21 protein-coding genes are annotated in these 22,474 nt (G+C 65.0%); 13 read left to right on the top strand and 8 right to left on the bottom strand.

The features are described 5' to 3' along the window. Positions 1 to 34 precede the first annotated feature (34 nt). Positions 35 to 1,144, bottom strand: coding sequence for an NAD(P)/FAD-dependent oxidoreductase (locus tag U1702_RS01060; protein ID WP_332721391.1), 1,110 nt, complete (start codon positions 1,142 to 1,144; stop codon positions 35 to 37). Next, on the bottom strand, positions 1,141 to 2,094 hold the full coding sequence (locus tag U1702_RS01055) for an alpha/beta hydrolase (protein WP_332721390.1): 954 nt from the start codon (positions 2,092 to 2,094) through the stop codon (positions 1,141 to 1,143). The genes U1702_RS01060 and U1702_RS01055 overlap by 4 nt, the downstream gene beginning before the upstream one ends. A gap of 50 nt (positions 2,095 to 2,144) precedes the next feature. Here U1702_RS01055 and U1702_RS01050 point away from each other — a divergent pair, with 50 nt between their 5' ends. The 8 genes from U1702_RS01050 (at position 2,145) to U1702_RS01015 (ending at position 10,075) form a co-directional block, all read left to right on the top strand. Further along, positions 2,145 to 2,615: an A24 family peptidase gene (locus U1702_RS01050; RefSeq protein WP_332721389.1), complete on the top strand. Its 471-nt coding sequence runs from the start codon at positions 2,145 to 2,147 to the stop codon at positions 2,613 to 2,615. A gap of 52 nt (positions 2,616 to 2,667) precedes the next feature. Next, positions 2,668 to 3,687, top strand: a complete 1,020-nt coding sequence (gene cpaB / locus U1702_RS01045; RefSeq protein ID WP_332721388.1) for a Flp pilus assembly protein CpaB — start codon at positions 2,668 to 2,670, stop codon at positions 3,685 to 3,687. Between the two features lies 1 nt (position 3,688). Continuing rightward, a complete protein-coding gene (locus tag U1702_RS01040; RefSeq protein ID WP_332721387.1) occupies positions 3,689 to 5,272 on the top strand; it encodes a type II and III secretion system protein family protein in 1,584 nt (527 codons plus the stop codon). An 18-nt stretch (positions 5,273 to 5,290) separates the two neighbouring features. Further along, positions 5,291 to 5,926 carry a CpaD family pilus assembly protein gene (locus U1702_RS01035; RefSeq protein ID WP_332721386.1) on the top strand — a complete coding sequence of 212 codons (636 nt, stop codon included), beginning with the start codon at positions 5,291 to 5,293 and terminating at the stop codon, positions 5,924 to 5,926. After that, entirely contained in the window at positions 5,923 to 7,212 is a 1,290-nt protein-coding gene (locus U1702_RS01030; protein ID WP_332721385.1) for a CpaE/TadZ family protein, read from the top strand. The genes U1702_RS01035 and U1702_RS01030 overlap by 4 nt, the downstream gene beginning before the upstream one ends. Positions 7,213 to 7,259: 47 nt before the next feature. Next, positions 7,260 to 8,237: a type II secretion system F family protein gene (locus U1702_RS01025; RefSeq protein WP_332721384.1), complete on the top strand. Its 978-nt coding sequence runs from the start codon at positions 7,260 to 7,262 to the stop codon at positions 8,235 to 8,237. A 4-nt stretch (positions 8,238 to 8,241) separates the two neighbouring features. Next, the gene (locus U1702_RS01020; protein ID WP_332721383.1) at positions 8,242 to 9,240 is read left to right on the top strand and encodes a type II secretion system F family protein; all 999 of its coding nucleotides are present in this window, start codon (positions 8,242 to 8,244) and stop codon (positions 9,238 to 9,240) included. An 85-nt stretch (positions 9,241 to 9,325) separates the two neighbouring features. Continuing rightward, positions 9,326 to 10,075 (top strand): hypothetical protein, encoded by a 750-nt coding sequence (locus U1702_RS01015; protein ID WP_332721382.1) that lies wholly within the window; start codon positions 9,326 to 9,328, stop codon positions 10,073 to 10,075. On the opposite strand, the gene U1702_RS01010 is transcribed toward U1702_RS01015, so the two are convergent. The 4 genes from U1702_RS01010 to U1702_RS00995 form a co-directional block, all read right to left on the bottom strand. Then, positions 10,072 to 10,599: a hypothetical protein gene (locus U1702_RS01010; protein ID WP_332724527.1), complete on the bottom strand. Its 528-nt coding sequence runs from the start codon at positions 10,597 to 10,599 to the stop codon at positions 10,072 to 10,074. The genes U1702_RS01015 and U1702_RS01010 overlap by 4 nt on opposite strands. 5 nt (positions 10,600 to 10,604) lie before the next feature. Continuing rightward, a complete protein-coding gene (gene ppdK / locus U1702_RS01005; protein WP_332721381.1) occupies positions 10,605 to 13,268 on the bottom strand; it encodes a pyruvate, phosphate dikinase in 2,664 nt (887 codons plus the stop codon). A 343-nt stretch (positions 13,269 to 13,611) separates the two neighbouring features. Next, the gene (gene glyS / locus U1702_RS01000; RefSeq protein WP_332721380.1) at positions 13,612 to 15,918 is read right to left on the bottom strand and encodes a glycine--tRNA ligase subunit beta; all 2,307 of its coding nucleotides are present in this window, start codon (positions 15,916 to 15,918) and stop codon (positions 13,612 to 13,614) included. 151 nt (positions 15,919 to 16,069) lie between these two features. Continuing rightward, positions 16,070 to 16,951: a glycine--tRNA ligase subunit alpha gene (locus U1702_RS00995; protein WP_332721379.1), complete on the bottom strand. Its 882-nt coding sequence runs from the start codon at positions 16,949 to 16,951 to the stop codon at positions 16,070 to 16,072. A gap of 78 nt (positions 16,952 to 17,029) precedes the next feature. Between U1702_RS00995 and U1702_RS00990 the strand changes: the two genes are divergently transcribed. From U1702_RS00990 to pth, 3 genes are all read left to right on the top strand, one after another. Continuing rightward, positions 17,030 to 17,875, top strand: coding sequence for a TraB/GumN family protein (locus U1702_RS00990; protein ID WP_332721378.1), 846 nt, complete (start codon positions 17,030 to 17,032; stop codon positions 17,873 to 17,875). Between the two features lie 239 nt (positions 17,876 to 18,114). Continuing rightward, complete coding sequence (locus U1702_RS00985) at positions 18,115 to 18,828, top strand: 50S ribosomal protein L25/general stress protein Ctc (protein ID WP_332721377.1); 714 nt, start codon at positions 18,115 to 18,117, stop codon at positions 18,826 to 18,828. 80 nt (positions 18,829 to 18,908) lie between these two features. Further along, positions 18,909 to 19,484 carry an aminoacyl-tRNA hydrolase gene (pth, locus tag U1702_RS00980; RefSeq protein WP_332721376.1) on the top strand — a complete coding sequence of 192 codons (576 nt, stop codon included), beginning with the start codon at positions 18,909 to 18,911 and terminating at the stop codon, positions 19,482 to 19,484. A 55-nt stretch (positions 19,485 to 19,539) separates the two neighbouring features. Here pth and U1702_RS00975 read toward each other — a convergent pair whose 3' ends face one another. Together U1702_RS00975 and U1702_RS00970 are read right to left on the bottom strand one after the other, a co-directional pair. Further along, positions 19,540 to 20,541, bottom strand: coding sequence for a HupA family protein (locus U1702_RS00975; RefSeq protein WP_332721375.1), 1,002 nt, complete (start codon positions 20,539 to 20,541; stop codon positions 19,540 to 19,542). 127 nt (positions 20,542 to 20,668) lie between these two features. After that, the gene (locus U1702_RS00970) at positions 20,669 to 21,184 is read right to left on the bottom strand and encodes a hypothetical protein (RefSeq protein WP_332721374.1); all 516 of its coding nucleotides are present in this window, start codon (positions 21,182 to 21,184) and stop codon (positions 20,669 to 20,671) included. Positions 21,185 to 21,286: 102 nt separating this feature from the next. Between U1702_RS00970 and U1702_RS00965 the strand changes: the two genes are divergently transcribed. Both U1702_RS00965 and U1702_RS00960 read left to right on the top strand, forming a co-directional pair. Further along, positions 21,287 to 21,889: a TIGR02466 family protein gene (locus U1702_RS00965; RefSeq protein ID WP_332724524.1), complete on the top strand. Its 603-nt coding sequence runs from the start codon at positions 21,287 to 21,289 to the stop codon at positions 21,887 to 21,889. 73 nt (positions 21,890 to 21,962) lie between these two features. Then, entirely contained in the window at positions 21,963 to 22,439 is a 477-nt protein-coding gene (locus U1702_RS00960) for a glycine zipper 2TM domain-containing protein (RefSeq protein ID WP_332721373.1), read from the top strand. The last annotated feature ends 35 nt before the right edge of the window (positions 22,440 to 22,474 follow it).

The following is a 22,474-nucleotide window of genomic DNA, read 5'->3' as shown; positions in this document are numbered from 1 at the left end:
GGTTCCCCAACGATAGCCGATCCGGCAAACGCGTCTAGTTGCGGAATCGGCGGATCGAATATTTGTCGGGGTCGATATGCGCGGCCAGCGGATCGACCGGCGTGCCCAACAGCATCGCCGCCGCCAGCTTCGACGCGACCGGCGATGTCTGGATGCCGAACCCGCCTTGCCCCGCACACCAGAAGAAGCCGCGCGCGATGGGGTCGAAGCCATAGACCGGCTTGCGGTCGGGCGCGAAGGTTCGGAGGCCAGCCCATTTGCGTTCGACCGCCTGCACGCGCCAGTCGACCGCGGTGCCTAGCTTATCAATGGCGATGGCGACGTCGATCTCCTCCGGCGCGGCGTCGCACGGTGCGGTCGGAATCTCGTCATGCGGCGACAGCCAGATGCGGCCGCCCGCTTCCGGCTTGAAATAGAAGCGGTCACGCGCATCGCGGACCAAAGGCAGCGTCATCGGCGCAGGTGGATCGACGCGCAGCTGCACCATCGTGCGCCGCAGCGGCTTCACCCCGATCGGCGCAACCCCGGCCAGCGCCGCGACCGGATCGGCCCATGCCCCCGCCGCGTTGACCAATATGTCCGCCTCGAACGGCCCAGCCTTGGTCTCGATCCGCCAGCGATCCGTCCGCGCCGCCGCCGTCACCGCCGCCGAACACACCAGCACAGCCCCCGCCCGCCGCGCTGCCGCAAGATAGGCGGCGTGCAACCGCGCCACGTCGATATCCGAACAGGTCGGATCGTACAGCGCCTCGGTCCATTCGGGCCGGATGCCGGGGCAGTGCGCAGCAGGATCGACATCGGCCAGCACCACCCCCGCCGCCGCGAATTGATCGACAAAGCCGTCCAGCACATGCCGATCCGTGCGCGTCGCAATGAACAATTCGCCGCGCGGCGAGAGGAAGCTTTCGCCCCCCAGTTTCGCCGGCGGATTGCGCAGATAGGGTCCCGATGCGCTTGCCAGCGGCTGAATGTTCGGCCCGCCATAGGTTTCTGACCAGAACGCGGCCGAGCGCCCGGTCGAATGATAGCCGGGCTGATCCTCCGCCTCCAGCATCACCACGCTAGCATGGGCCGCGATCTCGGCAGCCAGGCTCGCGCCCGCAATCCCCGCGCCGATGATCGCAACGTCGTAGCGCGTGCTCACCGTCCCAGCCGCGCCTGCAGGAACAGGTCGATCTCACCGATCGCGCGATTGCGCACCTTGTCCGCCTCACGCAGGATTTCGTGTGCGCTCCCCTGGCCGAAGCGGACGATCCGCGCATCGGGCAGCTTGCCCACGGTCGCAATCGCCGCCTTGGCATCGACCAGCCCGTCAGCCTCGGCGATCAGCGCGAGGATCGGCACGTTCAATGTCTTGAGCGCGGGATTGGCGCGCAACTCCCGGGTCGAGCGGAATGCTTCGATCAGCCATTTCCAGCTCGGCGGACCGGTCACCGTCTCGGGATTCGCCTGCTGCCACCATAATTCGTCCTGATAACGGTCGTTGTCGTGAGTCAGCAGCGATTCGCGGGTGTCGGTGGTGTAGGGCTTTTCATTCCCTTTCCACGCCGGCCGCGACGAATCGCCGACGCCGCCCAATATCCGCGCAAACCGCTCGCCCAGCGCCGCACCGAATGGCGATTTCAGCCCCAGCATCGGCGCGATCAGCACCGCCGCATCGGGCCGCACCCCCTCGGCCAGCCCGCGCAGCACCAGATGCCCGCCCATCGAGTGACCGATGATGACATGCGGCCCCGGCGTCGCCGCCTGCCAATCGCGCACGAAATCCCGGAAATCGGCGGTATATTGCGCGAAATCTTCGATATGGCCGCAATTTCTGGCCTCGGTCAGCCGCCCCGACCCGCCCTGTCCGCGCCAGTCGAACGCAGTGATCGTCCAGCCGCGACCGTGCCAGTGATCGAACGCCTCGAAATATTTCTCGAACACGTCGCCGCGCCCGCCCTGAAACAGGATCGAACCCCGCGCGGTGCCGTCGACCGGCCACGCGAAGCAGCGCAGGTCCCAGCCGTCACGCGCGGTCCATGACGTGACTTGTGCGCCCGCAGGAACGGCACGGCGATCGAAGGGTGAAGGGGCGAATGGTGAAGAGGCCATTTGGGGTGGTTACGTTTTGGAAAGGCTCCACGTCTAGGCATTTGCTGATTATGGGGGCGATAGTTTCTGTGCTGTTGCTGGTCCTGCTGGGCCTGATCCTGGTTTCGGCCGGGATCGAGGACGCGCGAATCCGTGAGATCGCTAATTGGAAGAACGCCGCCATCGCCCTGCTGGCGGTGCCGTTCTGGATCGCGGGCGGTCTGTCGCTATGGCCGGAGATCGCGCTCCAGATCGGTATCGCATTGCTGGTTTTCGCGGTTTTCGCCGGGGCTTTCCACTTTGGCATGATGGGCGGCGGCGACGTCAAGATGATCGGCGCGCTGGCTTTGTGGTTTCCGTTTCAGCCGCTGATGACGATGCTGGTCATCATGTCGCTGGCGGGCGGGGCGATCACGCTGCTGATGCTGATCGACAAATGGTGGCGGCGGCAAAGCGCGCAGCCCGAGATTCCATATGGCATCGCCATTGCCATCGCCGCGCTGCTCACACTGCGCGAACCCATTCTTAACCAGTTCACGTGAATACTTAACGCCGGTGAAACCCGGTCGGAAGACTTGAAAGGCCTGTGAAGTCATGGATGGACGGAAGATCATTCTGCTGGTCGGCGCGCTCTTCGTCGCGGCGATCACCGCGTTCATGGCGCGCACGCTGATGGTCGGCAGCTCCGCACCCGTCGCCGATGCGGCCCCCGTTCCGGGCGGTCCGGCGGCGGTCACGGGCGTCGAAGTGCTGGTGGCGACCAAGGCGTTGCCGGTCGGCACGATCCTCGGCCCCGAATCACTGAAGTTCATCCCCTGGCCACAGGAAATGGTCGAAGGGGCCTATTTCAAGCGCGAAGGCACCGACCTGAAATCGCTTCAGGGTACGGTCGTCCGCTTCCCGATTTCCGCCGGACAGCCGATCTCGCAGGGCGCGCTGGTCAAGCCCGGTGACCGCGGCTTCCTTGCCGCCGCACTCGGTGCAGGCATGCGCGCGGTGACCGTTCCGGTTTCCGCCCAGAGCGCGGTTGCCGGCTTTGTTTTCCCGGGCGACCGGGTCGATCTGATTCTCACCCAGTCGGTCGCCGGGGGCGGCGATGGCCCACCGCTCAAGGCGTCGGAGACGGTGCTGCGCAACATGCGCGTGCTCGCCACCGATCAGCGGACCGACAAGCAACAGGACGAGGCGGGCAACACCGTCGTCTCCACTTATTCGACGGTCACGGTCGAAGCGACGCCGCGTATCGCGGAGAAGATCGCGGTCGCGCAGACGCTAGGTTCGCTGTCGCTATCGCTGCGTTCGATCGCCGACAATCAGGGCGAACTCGAACAGGCCATCGCGGCGGGCGAAGTGTCCGTGCCAGACGGTACCGATCCCAAGGCGGAAAAGGCCATGCTCGCCCGCGTCGCATCGCGGCCGATCGAAGGCGGATCGACGCTGACCACCGGGGCCGATGTCTCGCGCTTTCAGCGCAGCACCGTCCCGGCCAAGCCGAAAGCCGAAGTGCGTGTGGACGGTGGCACTCCGGGCGGGATCGTCATTCCGGAAGGGCCGATCGTCAAGATTTCAAGAGGCAATGCCGTGACTGTTGTTCCGGTTGGGGGAAAGAACTGACATGCGTCTCAGGGGGAAGTTAGGCGCGTCGCTGGCGCTGGCCGCAGTGGTCGGGATGACCACCACCGTGCCAACGGTGTCGGCGGTCGCGCAGACGGTTCACGCCGCGCCGCGCGGGCTGGTCCAGATCGCCACCGGTCGCGGGCGTCTCATCACGCTTAACGCGCCGATGTCCGACATTTTCGTGGCCGATTCGGCGATCGCCGACGTTCAGGTCCGCTCGCCGACGCAATTGTGGGTGTTCGGCAAGAAGAGCGGCGAGACGACGGTCTATGCCACCACCAAGGCCGGCAAGGTCATCTATTCGGCGACGGTTCGCATCGGCAATAATTTCGACACGGTCCAGTCAATGCTGGAAACCGCCATGCCGGAGGCGGACATCACCGCGACGCCCATGAACGGCTTCGTCCTGCTGACCGGCACCGTCCTCGCTCCGAACGACGCAGCAGAGGCCGAACGGCTGGCACAGGCGTTCGTCGGTACCGACATCAAGATCCTGTCGCGGCTCAAGACCGCGACGCCGCTGCAGGTCAATCTGCAGGTGCGCATCGCCGAGGTCAGCCGCAGCTTCTCCAAGAATATCGGCGTCAATCTGGCGTCGGCGGATTCAACCGGCGGCTTCAAGTTCGGCATCGGTCAGGGTCGCCAGTTCTTCTCGCAATATACCCCCGGCGGCCCGCTCGGCACCGGCGTTGAGGGCAGCGCGGGCACGACTGCGGTGACCAAGGGTGCGCTGGGTGCATCGCTGTTCGGCGCGGGCAAGCTGCTTGGCCTCGACCTGCTCGGCTCGCTCGATCTGGGCGAACAGCTGGGTCAGGTTTCCACCCTCGCCAACCCGAACCTGACCGCGCTGTCGGGTGAAACCGGATCGTTCCTCGCGGGCGGCGAAATCCCGATCCCGGTCAGCCAGGGGCTGGGCGCGGTATCGGTCGAATACAAGCAATATGGCGTCAGCCTTGCTTATACGCCCACGGTGCTGTCGGACGGCCGCATCTCGCTGCGCGTCCGCCCCGAAGTGTCGCAGCTGTCGGCGGCGGGTGCGGTGACGATCGGCGGCACGCAGGTGCCCGCGCTGACCACGCGCCGGGCGGAGACGACGGTCGAGCTGGGATCGGGCCAGAGCCTGATGATCGGCGGGCTGATGCAGAACACCAACGACAATAATATCGACAAGGCACCGGGCCTGGGCGACATCCCGATACTCGGCGCGCTGTTTCGCTCGAACGGGTTCCGTCGCAGCGAGACCGAGCTGGTGATCGTCATTACCCCGTATCTGGTGAAGCCGGTCAACGCGAACGAGATCAAGCTGCCGACCGACGGCTATCTGGCCCCGACCGACGCGCAGCGCGTGTTCATGGGCCAGTTGGGCAGCGGACAAAGCGGCGGCCAGCGCCCGACGCCGCAAATGGCACCGCCCGCCGGTGCCGCGCCCTCGCTGGGCGCGAGCAATCCGCTTTCGCCCGAGCCCCAACCGCAGCCGCAACAGCCGCTTGCCACCCCTGCCCTGCCCGCGCCGCAGCCGTTGAAGGACGGCAAGCGCAAAAAGGGTTCGTCGCAGCCGGCCCCCGGCTTCGGTTTCAATTGATCGCAGGAGCACGCACCGATGTTGAAGCGTAACACGATCCTGCTGCTGACCGGCGCTGCCGGCCTGCTGACAGCCTGTGGCGGCACCACCGCCGAACGCGGGCTGGAATCGGTCAATCAGCCGGTGGTCCAGCGCACCGACTATGTCTTCGATGCCGCCACCGACGGTGCCTATCTCGCCCCCGGCGAACAGGCACGCGTGGCGGGATGGCTGGCATCGCTGCGGCTGGCCTATGGCGACCGCGTCTATGTCGACGATCCGTCGGGCAGTGGCGTGCGCGGGCAGATTTCCGCCGAGGCAAGCCGCTATGGCCTGTTCGTTGCCGACAATGCGCCGGTTACCGCCGGGGCGATTGCCCCCGGCACGATCCGCGTGATCGTCAGCCGGATGCGCGCCAGCGTGCCGGGCTGCCCCAATTTCTCGCGCGAAGCCGAACCCAATTTCAACGCCGTGACCGGCGCCAATTATGGCTGCGCGACCAACGGCAACCTTGCCGCAATGATCGCGCGGCCGGAGGATCTGGTGCGCGGTCAGCCGGGTGCGGACACCGCCGATCCGGCGACCAATTTCAAGGCGATCGATGCGCTGCGCAAGGCACCGACCAGCGGTGCCGGCGGCCTGAAGAGCGAAAGCACCGGCGGAGGCGGCCAGTGAACGCACCCTTCACACCCCAGCGCGCGGCACACCGCGAACCGTTCGTCGCCTTTGTCTGCGACGAGACGACGGCGGAGGCGATCCGTCCGATCGCCATCGAACAGGGCTGGAACCCCGAAAAGGTCAACAAGGGCGGACTGCGCAATGCGGTCCAGACGCTGTCGGTCTCCGCCAGCCCCAATGTGCTGTTTGTCGATCTGTCGGAAAGCGGCGATCCGCTGAACGATATCAACGCGCTGGCCGAAGTATGCGAGCCCGGCACGGTCGTGATCGCGGCGGGGCAGGTCAACGATGTGCGCCTGTACCGCGACCTCGTTGCCAGCGGCATTCAGGATTACCTGCTGAAGCCGCTCAACCCCGACATGCTGCGCGAAGCGTTCGTGCAGGCGCAGACGGTGTTCAACGCGCCCAAGCACGCCGAAGCATCGTCCGACCGCCCGCATTGCGCGGTCGCCGTGATCGGCACGCGCGGCGGTGCGGGGGCATCGACGATGGCCACCTCGCTGGCGTGGCTGCTCAGCGAGAAAGGCGGGCGCACCACCGCCCTGCTCGACCTCGACGTGCATTTCGGCACGGGCGCGCTCGCGCTCGACCTAGAGCCGGGACGCGGCCTGACCGATGCGATCGAAAATCCCAGCCGGATCGACGGATTGTTCATCGAACGCGCCATGGTCAAGGCGTCGGACAAGCTGGCGGTGCTGTCGGCCGAAGCGCCGATCAACTCGCCGGTGATGACCGACGGTGCGGCATTCTATCAGTTGCAGGAGGAGATTCGCGGCGCATTTGAATGTACCGTGGTCGATCTGCCGCGCACGATGCTGGTCAATTACCCGCATCTCATAACCGATGTTCAGGTGGCGGTGCTGGTGACCGAACTGACGCTGGCGGCGGCGCGCGACGCGATCCGCATCCTCAGCTGGTTCAAGTCGAACGCGCCGCATACCCAGATGATCGTCGTCGCCAACAAGGTGCAGCCATCCGCACAGCTGGAGATCAGCCGCAAGGATTTCGAGGGCTCGATCGAACGGCGCATCGATTATCTCATTCCGTTCGAGTCGAAGAGCGCGGTGCAAGCGGCAAAGCTGGGCAAGCCGCTCGCCGAGGCGGGCAAGACCGTCAAGGCGCTCGCGCCGCTGGCGGAGATCGCGGAGAAGGTCGTCGCGCTGACCGACGCCGGTGAGGAAGGGCGCAAGGAAAAGGCCAAGGTCGCATCCGCAAAAGGCGGGTCGCTGCTCGGCAGGCTTTCCGGATTCTCGATGAAACTGCCGAAGAAGAGCAAATCGTAAGCACTGCCGGTTAGCCCGGTTTTTCAGGTTCGGAGTCGTAACAGGGCATGGATATGCTGCCGATGATGCTGATGGCGGGGGGCACCTTCATGGTGCTGTCGCTGCTCATCCTCGCCTTTGCCGGTCCTTCGGCAAAGGCGGCGGGTGCGCGGCGGCTCACGTCGTTGCGCGACCGGCATGTCGGCGTGATCGGCACCGGCGCGGTTGAGGCCCAGATGCGCCGCATCTCGACCAGCCGCGCGACCAATATGGACCGGGCCGCCGCCCGCATCCTTCCCAACCCGGCCCAGCTGCGCAAGCGGCTGGCGATGACCGGGAAGAACTGGACTGTGGGGAAATACGGCCTGGTGTCGCTGGGTCTGGTCGTGGTCATCACCGGTTTGCTCGCACTGCGCGGATTGCCGATATTGCTGGCGTTGCTTGTCGGCATCATCATCGGTGCCGGCCTGCCACACTTCATGGTCGGCTATTTCATCAATCGCCGCGTCGCCAAATTCACTGCAAAGTTCCCCGATGCCATCGAACTGCTGGTCCGCGGCCTTCGTTCGGGTCTGCCCATTACCGAGACGATTGGGGTCGTCGGTGCCGAAGTCGATGGGCCGGTGGGTGAGGAGTTTCGCGCGATTTCGGACAAGATGAAGATCGGCCGCACCCTCGATCAGGCTTTGCAGGAAACCGCCGACCGGCTGGGCACGCCAGAATTCCAGTTCTTCACCATCACCATCGCAATCCAGCGCGAGACCGGCGGCAATCTGGCCGAGACGCTCGCCAATCTGGCCGAAGTATTGCGCAAGCGCAGCCAGATGAAGCTGAAGATCAAGGCGATGTCGTCCGAATCCAAGGCGTCGGCCTATATCATCGGCGCGCTGCCGTTTATCGTGTTTGGCATGATCTGGATGATCAACGACAGCTATATGCAGAACTTCTTCGTCGATCAGCGGCTGATGCTGGTCGGTGGCGGCGGCATCATCTGGATGGGGCTCGGTGCGTTCATCATGGCCAAAATGATCAATTTCGAGATTTGATGCGATGCTAAGCAATCCCGATGGCCCCACCCTGCTTGGCGTCGATGTCCTCTATGTGGCGACCCTGCTCGCCGGCGTGGCGGCATTTTGCGTGTTGCTGGCGATCTATGCCGCGACGTCGGTGCGCGATCCGATGGCGAAGCGCGTCAAGGCGCTGAACGAACGCCGCGAGCAACTGAAAGCGGGCATCACCGCATCGACCAGCAAGCGCCGCGCAAAGCTGGTGCGGCAGAACGACACGACCGACCGCATCCGCAATTTCCTCTCATCGCTCAAGATGCTGCAGGATTCGCAGGTCAAGGCGACGCAGATCAAATTGCTCCAGGCCGGTGTGCGGTCAAAGGACTATGCCTTTGCGGTGATTTTCGGGCGACTGATGCTGCCAATCTTCGTCGGCGGGACGATGCTGTTCCTGGTCTATGGCACCGAAATGTTTTCCGACTGGACCCCGCTCAAGGCCTATGGCCTAGTCGCCGGTACGTTCATCCTGAGCTATAAAGCGCCGGATATCTATCTGAAGAACAAGATCTCGAAGCGCAGCTCGGCGATTCGCAAGGGGATTCCGGACGCGCTCGACCTGCTGGTGATCTGTGCCGAAGCGGGACTCACGGTCGATGCCGCTTTTGGCCGCGTGTCGAAGGAACTGGGCAAGGCTTATCCCGAGCTGGGCGAGGAATTCTCGCTCGCGGCGATCGAGCTTGGGTTCCTGACTGACAGGCGGCACGCGTTTGAGAATATGGCGATGCGAATCGACCTCGATTCAGTTCGCGGCGTGGTCACCACCATGATTCAGACGGAGAAATACGGTACCCCACTCGCGTCCGCGCTGCGCGTCCTCTCCGCCGAATTCCGCAACGAACGCATGATGCGCGCCGAGGAAAAGGCCGCACGCCTGCCCGCGATCATGACCGTGCCGCTGATTTTGTTCATTCTTCCGGTGCTGTTCGTCGTGATCCTTGGCCCGGCGGCATGCTCGATCAACGATGCGCTGCTGAGCGGCTGACGCCGCAAACCACGCAATTCGACGACTGGCTTCTCAGCGAAGCTTTGGTTAACCTGTTTCAGGGACGAAACGGGGAGACTCTGCAATGTTGTTCAACACGCCCACCGAATGGGTGGCGCTGGGCATCACGCTGTTCGCGGGTTGGTTATTCGGCCTGGCGAGCAGTTCGGGTGGCAAGAAGTGGAAGCGTCTGTTGCAGGAGGAGGAGGAATCCTCTGCTGCTTGGCGTGAGGAAGCCGAGCGGCTAGAGCGGCGCGTAAAGGAGCTGGAAGCTGCGCGCGATACCGCGCCCACCGTCGCGTCATCCGAGCCCTCACCTGAACCGATTGCCGAAAACCCCCCGGAGCCTGTTAAGGAAAAATCCGAGGATTCCCGTGGAACATCGTTCCTGCCGCTGGCGGCTGCCGCCGGGGCCGGTGCAGTTGCGGCGACATGGCTCAACCGCGATACGAAGGACGAACCAGCGCCGCCGCCCGAGCCCGAAGCGACGAAGAACTGGATCCCCGAAGGCCCGACTCCGCCGCCGCTGGCGATGGGAACGCCGGAACCGGCACCGCAACCGCAACCCCAGCCGATCGCGCCCGACGCGCCTGCCTATCCCACCGCCCCTGCCCCCGTGCAGGAGGAGGTGAAGGCAGCGGAGACTGACCCATCGTTTCAGGACCCAGCGCCCGCGCCCGCCGCGCCCGCAGTTGCGGCACCAGCGCCTGAAACTGCGCCGGTTGCGCCAGCTCCCGCGCCGCCCGCCCCGGCACCCGTTATAGCGCAGTCGGAAGCGCGCCCGGTGCAGCGGAGCCACGAATGGCTGCCGCCGCATGTGCGGGCGGAAAGTTAGTCGTTACTGACCAGTACGCGCTGATAGTTTTCGGTGACCTCGGCCAGCGGGTGCCCCCCGCTGTCGAGGACCATCGCGCGGTGGCGCAGGATCGTGCTGCCATTGGATGAGATGCGCGCGGACAGCGTCTGGCGGCTGGGCGATAGTGGCAGGATGACGCGACCGAACGGTGCGTCGCCATTGGCTAGCGCGGCGTTCATTTCCGGCGTGAGCCGGGCGGGGACGTACCAGTTGGTCGCCACCGACAGGATATGCGTGCCGCACATCAGATGGACGCGGCGAAAGGCCAGCGGTTCGCTCGCGGAAACCTTCAAACGATAGCGGATCGCCGCCGACGGCTTGGGCGCGGGCGAGCGATCCACTGCCGCACGAACGCGTGCCGGATCGGCGAGCCGCCGCTCGCCGCACCATTTTTCCAGCGTCGCCGTCGCGGTGCTGGCCGCCAGTAAGTCGGCATTGAGGCGTTCGACCGGTTTCATCGGGCGTTGCGGCATGGCGGCGACGGCAATCGCCAGCGCCGCCATGCCGATCACTTCGCCTTCAACGCCGCTTGCGCCGCCGCCAGACGCGCGATCGGGACACGGTATGGCGAGGCGCTGACGTAGTCGAGGCCGATCGTCTCACAGAAATCGATCGAGGCGGGGTCGCCGCCATGCTCACCGCAGATGCCTAATTTGATATTGGGGCGGGTCGCGCGACCGCGTTCGGCGGCGATGCTGATGAGTTCACCGACCCCTTCAACGTCGATGCTGACGAACGGGTCGCGGGCGTAGATGCCCTTTTCGACATAGGTGGTCAGAAAGCGTCCGGCATCGTCGCGGCTGACGCCCAGCGTGGTTTGCGTCAGATCGTTGGTGCCGAAGCTGAAGAATTCGCCGACTTCGGCAATGTCCCCGGCGCGCAGTGCGGCACGCGGCAGTTCGATCATCGTGCCGACGAGATATTCGATCGTGCGGCCCTTTTCGGCGAAGACCGCCTGTGCCGCCTTGTCGACCACGATCTTCATCAGTTCCAACTCGCGGCGGGTGGCGACGAGCGGGATCATTACCTCGGGCACTGGCGCGGCGCCGGACTTCTCGGCGACGTCGCACGCAGCCTCGAAGATGGCGCGGGCCTGCATCTCGTAGATTTCGGGGTAGGTGACGCCCAGACGGCAACCGCGATGGCCCAGCATCGGGTTGAACTCATGCAGTTCGGCGGCGCGGCGGCGGAGCGTTTCGACGTCGAGACCGGCGGCCTTGGCCACTTCCTCGAACTCGCTCTCCTCATGCGGCAGGAATTCGTGCAGCGGCGGATCGAGCAGGCGGATGGTACAGGGCAGCCCGGCCATCACCTCGAAAATCTCGGTGAAGTCGGCGCGCTGTTCGGGGAGCAATTTGTCCAGCGCTTCGCGGCGACCCGCCTCGCTATCGGCCAGGATCATCTGGCGGACGGCGGTGATGCGGGCGGCGTCGAAGAACATATGTTCGGTGCGGCACAGGCCAATGCCCTCCGCCCCGAATTCGCGGGCGGTGCGGCAGTCGAGCGGAGTTTCGGCGTTGGTGCGTACCTTCAGGCGGCGGACCTTATCGGCCCACACCATAAGCGTGCCGAAATCGCCGGCCAGTTCGGGCTGGATCGTCGGGACTTCGCCGATCATCACCTCTCCGGTCGAGCCGTCGATGGTGATCAGGTCACCCTCCTTCACCTCGCGCTGACCGACGCGCATGACGCCTTCGGCTGCCTTGATCGAGAGCGTGCCTGCGCCGGAGACGCAGGGGCGACCCATGCCGCGCGCGACCACGGCGGCGTGGCTGGTCATGCCGCCGCGTGCCGTGAGGATGCCGCGGGCGGCGTGCATGCCGTGGATATCCTCAGGCGACGTTTCGACGCGGACGAGGATGACTGAGTCGCCTGCCGCTGCGCGCTTTTCCGCCGTGTCGCTGTCGAACACGACGAAGCCGGAGGCGGCACCCGGCGATGCGGGCAGCCCCTTGGTCAGCACGTCGCGCGGCGCGGATGGGTCGAGCGTCGGGTGGAGCAACTGATCAAGCGCGGCGGGGTCGACGCGGGCGATCGCTTCCTCCTGCGTGATCAGCCCTTCCTCGGCCATGTCGACGGCGATCTTCAACGCGGCCTTGGCGGTGCGCTTGCCCGACCGGGTCTGAAGCATCCAGAGTTTGCCGCGCTCCACCGTGAACTCGATGTCCTGCATGTCGCGGTAATGGGTTTCGAGCGTCACGAAGACGGCGGCGAGCTGGGCATACACCGCCGGCATCGCCTCTTCCATCGAGGCGGGCTTGGCCCCAGCCCGCTCCCGCGCTGCCAGCGTCAGATATTGCGGGGTGCGGATGCCGGCGACGACGTCCTCACCCTGGGCGTTGATCAGGAATTCGCCATAGTACGCGTTCTCGCCGGTCGCGGGGTCGCGGGTGAAGGCGACGCCGGTGGCGCTGGTTTCGCCCATATTGCCGAAGACCATCGCCTGGACGTTGACAGCGGTGCCCCAGTCGGCGGGGATGTCGTTGAGGCGGCGATAGACTTTCGCGCGCTCCGACTGCCACGATCCGAACACCGCGCCGACTGCGCCCCAGAGCTGGTCATGGACGTCCTGCGGGAAGGGCTTGCCCCATAGTTCGACGACGATCGCCTTGTACTCCTCGACCAGCTTTTGCCAGTCGGCGGCGGTCAGGTCGGTGTCGAGATTATAGCCATTGTCTTCCTTGGCGATCTCAAGCGCTTCCTCGAACCGGCCATGGTCGAGTTCGAGGACGACGTCGGAATACATCTGGATGAAGCGGCGATAGCTGTCCCAGGCGAAGCGGGCGTCGCCGCTGATGTCCGCCAGACCAACGACGGTGTCGTCGTTGAGGCCGAGGTTGAGGACGGTGTCCATCATGCCGGGCATCGAGGCGCGAGCACCGGAGCGGACCGACACGAGCAGCGGATCAGCGGCGACGCCGAATTTCTTGGCGGTGATCCCCTCGATATGGGCGATGCCGTTGGCGACTTCGGCCTTCAGGCTGTCGGGGAAGCTGCCGCCATTTTCGTAATAGAGCGCGCAGACCGGGGTGCTGATGGTGAAGCCCGGTGGCACCGGCAGGCCGATCCCGGCCATGCCATCGAGGTTCGCGCCCTTGCCCCCCAGCAAGTTCTTGTCACCCTGACCACCATCGGAAACGTCGCCACCAAAGCGGTACACATAACGAGTCATTCAAACCCCTTCCGTCCCGCGCTCCCCACGCGCTCGGCGCGGCCTACCGCAGGTGCGAAGGCGGGGGAAGGGGCTGTCCAGCGCTGTCAGCGGTTAGATTTGCTTGGGGTTGGGCAAGATGGGGGTGGCGGTTGACAGACTTGACGTTTTGACGGGGTTTTGGCGGCGAAGTTGACAGGTGGAAAGTCTCAAAGGTTACGGTGTATTTAGCCCTCTCCCGTTCTTTACGGGAGAGGGTTGGGTGAGGGTCTTCTTCTTGGGCCGGTCGAAGAAGAAGACCCTCACCCTCCCGCTTCGCGGGTCCCTCCCTCTCCCGCGAAAGCGGGAGAGGGTAAGAAGAAGATCAGCCCTCGATCTTCGAGAAATCGGCCACTTTCAGCACCGCGTCGCGCATGCGGGCGAGGAGCGCGAGGCGGGCTTCGCGCTTCGCCGCGTCGGTGTCGTTGACGATCACGGTTTCAAAGAACGCATCGATCGGGGCGCGGAGGCTGGCAAGGGCCGCCATCGCGCCTTCGAAATCCTCGGCCTCGATCGCTGCCGTGGCTTTTGGCTCGGCGGTGTCGAGGGCGGTGATGAGGGCAGTTTCCTGGATTTCGGGCGTGTAGGAAAGTGGAATCGTCACCCCTGCGAAAGCAGGGGTCTCGTGCGGCTCTTGCACCCCGCCATCGTCAGAGACCCCAGCTTTCGCTGGGGTGACGGCGTTGGAGGCGACGGCGTAACCCTCCTTCTTCAGGATGTTCGCGGCGCGTTTGTAGCCGGCGAGGAGGTTGCGGCCATCCTCGGTCGTAACGAAGGACTGGAGCGCGTGGACGCGGGCGAGCAGGCGAACGAGATCGTCCTCACCACCCAGTGCGAAGACGGCGTCGATCAGGTCGTGGCGGACCCCGGCTTCGCGTTGCTGGACTTTGAGGCGGTCGGACAGAAAATCGGAGACTTTCTGAGGCGTTTCCATCACCGCTGCATACAATGCTTCAATCTCGGCATTCTCATCAGGGTTTTGCCGCCTGATCGCCTCATCATACTGACGTTTGGCAAACTCTAACCCAAGATACCGGTGAGCACCCAAGTCCCCGAGCGCACGAGCAATTTCTTGAGACCTCGCGCGCCCCATAGACGCGCCTAGCCCCTCAATTACAGGGAACATGACCTTAAAGTAGGGCATCCGAAGATCGTTCTTTACCAACAGCGCAATGATGCCAATCGCCGCTCTTCTAAGGGCAAAAGGATCGCGCGAACCGGTTGGTGCTTGGCCGATCGCAAAGAACGCAAACAATGTATCCAGCTTATCCGCCAACGACACCGCTACCGTGATCGGCGCGGTGGGGACGTCGTCGCCCTGCCCGACCGGCTTGTAGTGGTCGCGGATGGCGGCGGCGACGGCGGGGTCTTCGCCTTGGGCGGCGGCGTAATAGCCGCCCATCAGGCCCTGTAGCTCGGGGAATTCGCCGACCATGCCGGTGACGAGGTCAGCCTTGGCGAGGCGGGCGGCGCGTTCGGCTTGCTCCGCGTCTGCGCCCTTCACGATGCCCTCTTCCACTAGCCAGCGGGCCAGTTTGGCGACGCGATCGACCTTGTCGGCGACGGTGCCGAGTTTTTCGTGGAAGACGATCTTTTCGAGTTTTGGGCGGAGGTCGTCGAGCTTCGTCTTGAGGTCTGTTTCGTAGAAGAAGCGGGCGTCGCTGAGGCGGGCGGCGAGGACTTTCTGGTTGCCCTCGACGATCTTTGCGCCGTCGTCCGATGCTTCGATATTGGCGGTGCAGACGAAGGCGTTGGCGAGCTTGCCGGTTGCATCGTTGCAGACGAAATATTTCTGGTTCACGCGCGCCGTCAGCTGGATCACTTCGGGCGGGACGTCGAGGAAGGCTTCGTCGAAGCGGCCGAGCAGGGGCACCGGCCATTCGGTGAGGCCGGCGTTTTCGGAGACCAGAGCCTCATCCTCGATCAGCGTCAGGCCGGCCTTGTTCGCGGCCATCTTCGCGCCGAGCGCGATGGTGACGCGGCGTTCGTTCTGGTCGACGATGACGTGGCAGGCGCGCAGTTTCTCGACATAGTCGGATGCGCTGCCGATGGTGATGATGCCGGGATGGTGGAAGCGGTGGCCGACGGTGGCCGCGCCGGACTGCACGCCAGCGACTTCGCACGGGACGACGTCGTCGCCAAACAGTGCGACGATGCCTTGCAGCGGACGGACCCAGCGCTGGCTTTCGGTGCTGAGCGACGCGTCGCCCCAGCGCATCGATTTGGGCCAGGGGAAGGCGCGGATGATGGCGGGGATGGCGTCAGCCAGCACTTGCGCCGTGGCGCGGCCGGGTTTGTCGATGACGGCGAACAGGGTCGCGCGGCCCTTGACGTCGCGGGTTTCCAGCACGTCGCGGGTCAACCCAGCCTTGCGCAGGAAGCCGTCGATGGCGGCGTCGGGGGCGTCGGCGGGGGGGCCTTTTAGTTCTTCGCTGACGGCGGCGGTCTGTTCGGGGAGGTCGCGGGCGATGAGCGTCAGCCGACGCGGGGTGGCGTAGGTGACGAGCTCGGTTGCCTCGAGACCGGCGGCTTTGAGTTCGGCGGCGAACAGTTTGGCAAGGTCTTCCCTCGCGCGATCCTGCATGCGCGCGGGGATTTCTTCGGAGCGGAGTTCGAGGAGGAAGTCGGTCATGCTGGGTGGCCAAATGACAGAAAAAGAAGGCCCTCACCCCGGCCCTCTCCCGCGAAGAGCGGGCGAGGGAGCGCAGAGCGTTGAGCGCATCGATAGCCCTCTCCCGCCTTCGCGGGAGAGGGTTGGGTGAGGGTCTTCTTGTTAAGAGCCATCACGCCGCCCACCCGTTCTTCGTCATCCACGCCGCGCATGAACCCTTCGCCAGATCGCGGACGCGGCCGATATAGGCCTGGCGTTCAGCAACCGAGATCACGCCGCGGGCCTGGAGCAGGTTGAAGATGTGGCTGGCCTCGATCGCCTGTTCATAGGCCGGGATCGGCAGGTCGTTGGTCAGGCAGTTCTCGCACTCCGCCGCAGCCTTTTTGAAGGCGTCGAACAGCGTGTCGGTATCGGCGACCTCGAAATTCCACTTCGACATCTGTTTCTCGTTCTCGAGAAACACGTCGCCATAGGTGAAGGCCGGTTTGTCGCCCTGCGCGTCGTTGAACGCCAGGTCGTACACGCTGTCCTTGTTCTGGATGTACATCGCCAGGCGTTCGAGGCCGTAGGTCAGCTCGCCCGACACCGGCTTGCAGTCGAAGCCGCCCATCTGCTGGAAATAGGTGAATTGGGTGACTTCCATGCCGTCGCACCACACTTCCCAGCCAAGACCCCAGGCACCCAGCGTAGGGGATTCCCAGTCATCCTCGACGAAGCGGATGTCGTGCTTGGTGAAGTCGATGCCGATCGCGGCGAGCGACCCCAGATACGCCTCCTGCAGGTCCGGCGGGCTGGGCTTCAGGATCACCTGATACTGGTAGTAATGCTGAAGCCGGTTGGGGTTCTCGCCATAGCGGCCATCGGTCGGGCGGCGGCAGGGCTGGACGAAGGCGGCGTTCCACGGGTCCGGGCCAAGTGCGCGCAAGGTCGTCGCGGTGTGGAAGGTGCCTGCCCCCATGCGCATGTCATAGGGTTGCAGGATCAGGCAGCCGCGTTCGCTCCAGTAATCATGGAGCTTCAGGATCATGCGCTGGAAGCTGAGAGGGTTGGTCATGTCGGTTTGCGCTTTGGCGCAGGGGTGGCACAGGGTCAACGGTTGACGGGGCGTGGCTGATGGGGTTGTGACTGAAGCATGATCCGCCCTGCCCTCGCTCTGCTCGCCGCGCTGTTGCTCAACGGTTGTTCGCTGTTCGGCGAGGATGCCGATCCGGCGCTGTGGGTGGTGAAGGACGCGGACACGACGATCTATCTGTTCGGCACGGTGCATGTGATGAAGCCGGGGATGCGCTGGTTCGACGATGGCGTGCGCGAGGCGTTCGATGCGTCGGACGAAGTGGTGCTGGAGATTGCGCGGCCCGATGCCGCGGCGATCGCGGCGCTGACCGCGCAATTGGGGACGCGCGGGGGGCCGCCCTTTTCACCCGAGGTGCATGCCGCGGCGAAGGCGCTTGGGATGCCGGACGGGGCGATCGACCGGATGGAGCCGTGGCTGGCGGCGATGACGCTGAGCCAGCTGGCGGTGACCAAGGCGGGCTATGCGGCGGATGACGGAGTCGAGGCGACCTTGTCCGAGGCGGCGGAGGGTACGGACAAGCCGGTCAAGGCGCTGGAATCGGCGCGCGGGCAGCTGATGCTGTTCGACGGGCTGTCGGGCGCGGCGCAGAGCGCGATGCTGGATGCGACGGTGAAGGAATTGCCCGATGCGGCGAAGCGGCTCGACCGGTTCGTGACGGCGTGGGGCGCGGGCGACGCGGAAACGGTGGGGACGGAGATGAACCGCGTGGCGCAGGCTTCGCCGGAGGTGGCGGAGGTGCTGATCGCGCGACGGAATGCGCGCTTTGCCGATTGGGTCGCGGCGCGGATGGCGCAGCCGGGGACGGTGTTCATGGCGGTGGGCGCGGGGCACCTTGCGGGCAAGGGCAGCGTGCAGGCGATGCTGGCGGACAAGGGCGTGACGGTGGAGCGGGTGGTTTATTGATTTAATCCTCCCCCGCCAGGGGAAGGTGTCAGCCTCGAGGCTGACGGAGGGGGCGGATGCCAGACCGCCAGCGGCTTGCTTCCTTCCCCTCCGTCACGCTTCGCGTGCCACCTCCCCCTGGCGGGGGAGGATTTAGTTGCCTTTTGTCACTGTTTGCCTTAGTGGCGCGCGCTTCGATCAGGGTCATCCCTGGAGGCCTGGTCGATGAAACGAAACACTTAGCGCACTGGATACGACACATGAGCGACACGCTTACGCTGTCGGCCGAGACGCGCGACCGGGTTGGCAAGGGAGCCTCCCGGGCGCTGCGTCGTGAAGGCCGCACCCCCGCCGTGATTTACGGCAACAAGCAGGAACCACTCGGCATTCATGTCGATTCGCGTGCCCTGATGAAGTTGCTGATGACGGGCCATTTCATGAACTCGGTCGTGATGATCGAGGGTGCCGGCGGCAAGGCCATCCGCACGCTGCCCAAGGACGTGACGCTTGACGTCGTCACCGACCTGCCCGTGCATGTCGATTTCCTGCGCATTTCCGAGCATGCGACGGTCACGGTCAACGTGCCGATCGTGTTCGTCGATGAAGAAGAATCACCCGGCCTGGAAAAGGGCGGCGTGCTGAACGTCGTTCGCCACGATCTGGAAGTCGTCTGCGACGCGTCGAATATCCCGAGCGAGATCACGGTTTCGGTCAAGGGACTCGAGCTTGGCGAATCGCTGCACATTTCGGCCGTGACCCTGCCCAAGGGCGTGGCGAGCGCGATCGACGATCGCGACTTCACCATCGCCACGATCGCGGCCCCTGCTGCGCTGCTGGCCGAGCGTGAAGATGCCGCAGCCGAAGCCGAAGCGGCTGAAGCCGCCGAAGCCGCTGGCGAGACGGTCGAGGAAGAAGCCACCGACGGCGATGCCGCCGAGGGTGACACTGAGACCAAGGAGGGTGACGAGGCGTAAGCCTTTCGTCATCCAGCCGGATACATTAGATCGCCTCCGCACCCCGGTGCGGGGGCGATCTTCGTTTTGGGAACTGACAGATGAAGCTCTGGGTCGGGCTGGGCAATCCGGGCGCGCAATATGCGATGAACCGGCACAATGTCGGCTTCATGGCCGCCGATGCGATATCGGAGGTACATGGCTTCACGTCGCCCGCGAAGAAGTTTCAGGGGTGGGTGCAGGAAGGGCGGATTGGCGGCGAGAAGCTGCTGCTGCTCAAGCCCGCGACCTTCATGAACGAAAGCGGGCGATCCATCCGCGCCGCGCTGGATTTCTACAAGCTTGAGCCGGAGGACGTGACGGTGTTCCACGACGAGCTCGACCTGGCCCCGTTCAAGGTGAAGGTGAAGCGCGGCGGCGGCGCGGCGGGGCAGAACGGCATCCGCAGCGCGATCGAGCATATCGGGGCGGAGTTTCGCCGGGTGCGGATCGGCATCGGGCATCCGGGCCACAAGGACCGCGTCACCGGATACGTGCTGGGCAATTACGGCAAGGCGGAAATCGAGGATCTGTCTGACTTGCTGGGCGCGATTGCGGCGGAGGCGGCGTGGTTGGCAGAGGGCGACGACGTGCGTTTCATGAACGACGTGGCGCTGCGGATGCAGGCGATCCCCTGAAATGAAAAAGGCCGGGTGTTAGCCCGGCCTTTCTCAAATCCAAGGTGTTTGCGGTTCAGGGCACTTTCTTGCCGACCAGCACGCCGACCGCGCGGCTGTCGCCGCCGCCGGCAACGCCGCTGATGGCGAAGCTGATGCCCAGTTCCTCGGCCATCGCGCCATAGGCCAGACCCTGGAAGGTGCCGCCTGCGGTGCTGCCCGGGCCGAACGAACCCGTGAACTGGTTGTTGCCGGCCGTGATCGCGCCGGTACCGGTGAACGTGCCATAGGGCACGCCGCCCTGAGTCAGGTTCAGTGTGACGGTGACCAGACCGGTGGCATAGTTGACCGAGGTCGTAACGGTGCCCGCAAGCTTTGCGACCGTGCTGGCGCCAGCGGCTGGCGAGATCACCACGCGACCGGCGACGCGCATCGTGTAGTTGAAGGTGCCGGTGGTTGGCATATTGCTAGGCACGGTCGGCGCGCCGAAGGTGCCATAGGTCACGCGCTTGGCACCCGTGGTGCTGTCGCCGCGCCACCAGCCGGCATAGCTCGTCCGGACCAGCGCGAGCGCCGCGTCGGACGTCACCACCGACGGCGTCGCCGTAATGGTGTTGTTGAGCAGTTCGAGCTGGGTGAACGCGCCCGCCGTCGTCGGCGCGGTGCTCTCCCGATAGACATATTCGGTCACCGTGGTGGCCGGCGGGGTGAGCAGATCGGCGCCGGTGAAACGCGACTCCTCGGTATTCTCACGCACCACGACTTCGGTGGTCTGCGCTGCGGTCGCGGTGCTTTGCAGCGCGAGGCGGACGCGATTCGAGAAAGCGTCTGTACCCGCCGTACCGAGCACGACCGGTCCGGCGGTGGGGTCGCCGGTATAGCTCATCGCTGCCGAGACGGTGAAGAATTCGGCCGCAGCGGTCAGCGGAAGCGCGGCATAGGTGGGCGGCGACGGCGAAGCGCTGGGGGTCGGGGTCGGCGACGGGGTTGGGGTCGGCGTCGGATCGTTGCTGCCGCCGCAACCGGCAACCGTGAGCGCCACGGCCGTGCTGGCGATCAGAACTGAACGGCGAATCATACTGCGACTCCTGTTATCTTGTCATGTCCAAGGCGCTTCGCGCCTTTACCGCCGATGAACGGAGGTTCATCGTGCAGCCGATTGCGGCATGCGGTAGCGTGCTTGCGGCTGAAACGAAAGACGCGAATCAGCCTCCCGTCGCGTCCATGATCGCGCGGAGACGCTGAATCTGGCCCAGCCGCTCGGCCGGGCTGAGTTTCGCCATCGGCCCCGCACCGAAATCGGCCGCGCCCTGCACGCAGCCGGTAAAGGCAACGCGGGCGGCACCCGCCAAAGCCTCGTCTTTCTCTGCCCAGCCGAGATAGGCGTCGAGATTGGCCAGCGACAATTCGGGCTTGGGCGGGGCGGCCGGGATGACGGAGGCACCCAGCTTCTTGACGATCATGTCCCGGTAATAGGCCAGATAAGGAGCCGATCCGCCGGTGAATTCGCGCGGGACCGGGCTGTCGAGCAGCCGCGCCTGCGATTTGACGGCGACGTAGCAGCGGGTGTTGAGGGCAATCCCCTCCTCCACCAGCCTGGCCTTGCCCGCTTCGTCCGCCTTCGCCTTCGCCTCCGCCTTGGCTTTGTCCTCGGCGGCGCGATCACCACAGGCGGTGAGCGACAGAAGCGCCAGCGGCGCCAGCATTGCGAGACGTTTCATGGGGTTGCGCCCTCTCCTTTATTGTGGCGCGACTTTGCCGCGTGGCGGCGATGTGTCAACCGCGCCGCTTGCACGCGCCGCGCTGGCATGCTGTTCGGAGACATGACCGTCCGCAGCCTGTTCGCCACCCGCTTTTCCGAAACCGAACTCGGCGATCCGGCTTTGCTCGCCGAGCTGGGCGATGCCTGTCGCGATCTGGCCGAACACGATCGCGCGGGGCGTGGCTGGTCGAAGGCGCATGGCTATCGCGGTTACACCTCTTACGCCTCGCTCAACGATCTGCCGCTACGCGATCCGCGGTTCGGCGATCTGGTGCGGCACCTCAACCGCCATGTCGCGGGGTTCGCCGATGCGTGCGCGTTCGAGCTGGGCGGGCGGCGGCTGAAGCTCGACAGTTTGTGGGTCAATATCCTGAAGCCCGGCGGCACGCATTCGGGGCATATCCATCCGCACAGCGTGGTCTCGGGCACCATCTATATCGAAGTACCGTTAGGCAGCGGCGCGCTGAAGCTGGAAGACCCGCGCCTCCCCCTGATGATGGCCGCGCCGACTCGTCGCGCCGATGCGCCCGAGGATGTGCAGTCGTTCGTCTATGCCGAGCCAAAACCGGGCAGCATCTTTCTGTGGGAAAGCTGGCTGCGACACGAGGTGGTGACGGGAAATGCGAAGGCGGAGCGGATCAGCATCAGTTTCAACTATCGCTGATGCGTGACCGACACGTCGCGGAACCATTCCGCGTGTGAACCGGTTAGCTTCCATCATATTGGGAGAAGGCATCATGCAAAAAGGTTTAACTACACTGTTGGCGCTGTCGCTTGCGATTCCGATCGCGGCTGCGCCCGTCCTGTCCGGCGAAGCGCAGGCGCAAAGCTGGGAAGAGCGCCAACGCGAGCGCGATCGGGAGTATAATGAGCGTCGTGGGCGCGGGCCCGATCGCCGCGACCGTGCGCAGAGCGGCCGCGACTATCGCTGGCAGGGAGGACAGCGGCGAGACTGGAATCCGCAGGACAGCTATCGTCAGGGGAATTACCGCGAACGCCGCCTGAGCCGTCAGGACCAGATTTATCGCGGCCGCGACAACCGCTATTATTGCCGTCGCAGCGACGGGACGACCGGTTTGGTCGTCGGCGCGGCACTGGGTGGTGTGCTGGGCGGCGTGGTCGGCAATGGCGACATTCTGGGCGTACTGCTGGGCGGTGCCGGCGGTGCCGTGCTTGGTCGGCAGGTCGATCGCGGCAATGTTCGCTGCCGTTGATTTGAAGCGCGAGTAAATGAGACAGCCCGCCGGTC

Origin of the sequence: Sphingomonas sp. LT1P40 (assembly GCF_036663835.1) — a bacterium.
Lineage (GTDB): Bacteria > Pseudomonadota > Alphaproteobacteria > Sphingomonadales > Sphingomonadaceae > Sphingomonas.
Note: the sequence above shows the minus strand (reverse complement) of the source record. Positions and strands in the feature narration are given on the sequence as shown.

What these genes read in the sequence shown, in the direction of transcription:
- U1702_RS01055 (WP_332721390.1), bottom strand. Translation starts at nt 2,094, where the DNA reads ATGGCCTCTTCACCATTCGCCCCTTCACCCTTCGATCGCCGTGCCGTT.
- U1702_RS01050 (WP_332721389.1), top strand. Translation starts at nt 2,145, where the DNA reads ATGGGGGCGATAGTTTCTGTGCTGTTGCTGGTCCTGCTGGGCCTGATC.
- cpaB (WP_332721388.1), top strand. Translation starts at nt 2,668, where the DNA reads ATGGATGGACGGAAGATCATTCTGCTGGTCGGCGCGCTCTTCGTCGCG.
- U1702_RS01040 (WP_332721387.1), top strand. Translation starts at nt 3,689, where the DNA reads ATGCGTCTCAGGGGGAAGTTAGGCGCGTCGCTGGCGCTGGCCGCAGTG.
- U1702_RS01035 (WP_332721386.1), top strand. Translation starts at nt 5,291, where the DNA reads ATGTTGAAGCGTAACACGATCCTGCTGCTGACCGGCGCTGCCGGCCTG.
- U1702_RS01025 (WP_332721384.1), top strand. Translation starts at nt 7,260, where the DNA reads ATGGATATGCTGCCGATGATGCTGATGGCGGGGGGCACCTTCATGGTG.
- U1702_RS01020 (WP_332721383.1), top strand. Translation starts at nt 8,242, where the DNA reads ATGCTAAGCAATCCCGATGGCCCCACCCTGCTTGGCGTCGATGTCCTC.
- U1702_RS01015 (WP_332721382.1), top strand. Translation starts at nt 9,326, where the DNA reads ATGTTGTTCAACACGCCCACCGAATGGGTGGCGCTGGGCATCACGCTG.
- U1702_RS01010 (WP_332724527.1), bottom strand. Translation starts at nt 10,599, where the DNA reads ATGGCGGCGCTGGCGATTGCCGTCGCCGCCATGCCGCAACGCCCGATG.
- ppdK (WP_332721381.1), bottom strand. Translation starts at nt 13,268, where the DNA reads ATGACTCGTTATGTGTACCGCTTTGGTGGCGACGTTTCCGATGGTGGT.
- glyS (WP_332721380.1), bottom strand. Translation starts at nt 15,918, where the DNA reads ATGACCGACTTCCTCCTCGAACTCCGCTCCGAAGAAATCCCCGCGCGC.
- U1702_RS00995 (WP_332721379.1), bottom strand. Translation starts at nt 16,951, where the DNA reads ATGACCAACCCTCTCAGCTTCCAGCGCATGATCCTGAAGCTCCATGAT.
- U1702_RS00990 (WP_332721378.1), top strand. Translation starts at nt 17,030, where the DNA reads ATGATCCGCCCTGCCCTCGCTCTGCTCGCCGCGCTGTTGCTCAACGGT.
- U1702_RS00985 (WP_332721377.1), top strand. Translation starts at nt 18,115, where the DNA reads ATGAGCGACACGCTTACGCTGTCGGCCGAGACGCGCGACCGGGTTGGC.
- pth (WP_332721376.1), top strand. Translation starts at nt 18,909, where the DNA reads ATGAAGCTCTGGGTCGGGCTGGGCAATCCGGGCGCGCAATATGCGATG.
- U1702_RS00975 (WP_332721375.1), bottom strand. Translation starts at nt 20,541, where the DNA reads ATGATTCGCCGTTCAGTTCTGATCGCCAGCACGGCCGTGGCGCTCACG.
- U1702_RS00970 (WP_332721374.1), bottom strand. Translation starts at nt 21,184, where the DNA reads ATGAAACGTCTCGCAATGCTGGCGCCGCTGGCGCTTCTGTCGCTCACC.
- U1702_RS00965 (WP_332724524.1), top strand. Translation starts at nt 21,287, where the DNA reads ATGACCGTCCGCAGCCTGTTCGCCACCCGCTTTTCCGAAACCGAACTC.
- U1702_RS00960 (WP_332721373.1), top strand. Translation starts at nt 21,963, where the DNA reads ATGCAAAAAGGTTTAACTACACTGTTGGCGCTGTCGCTTGCGATTCCG.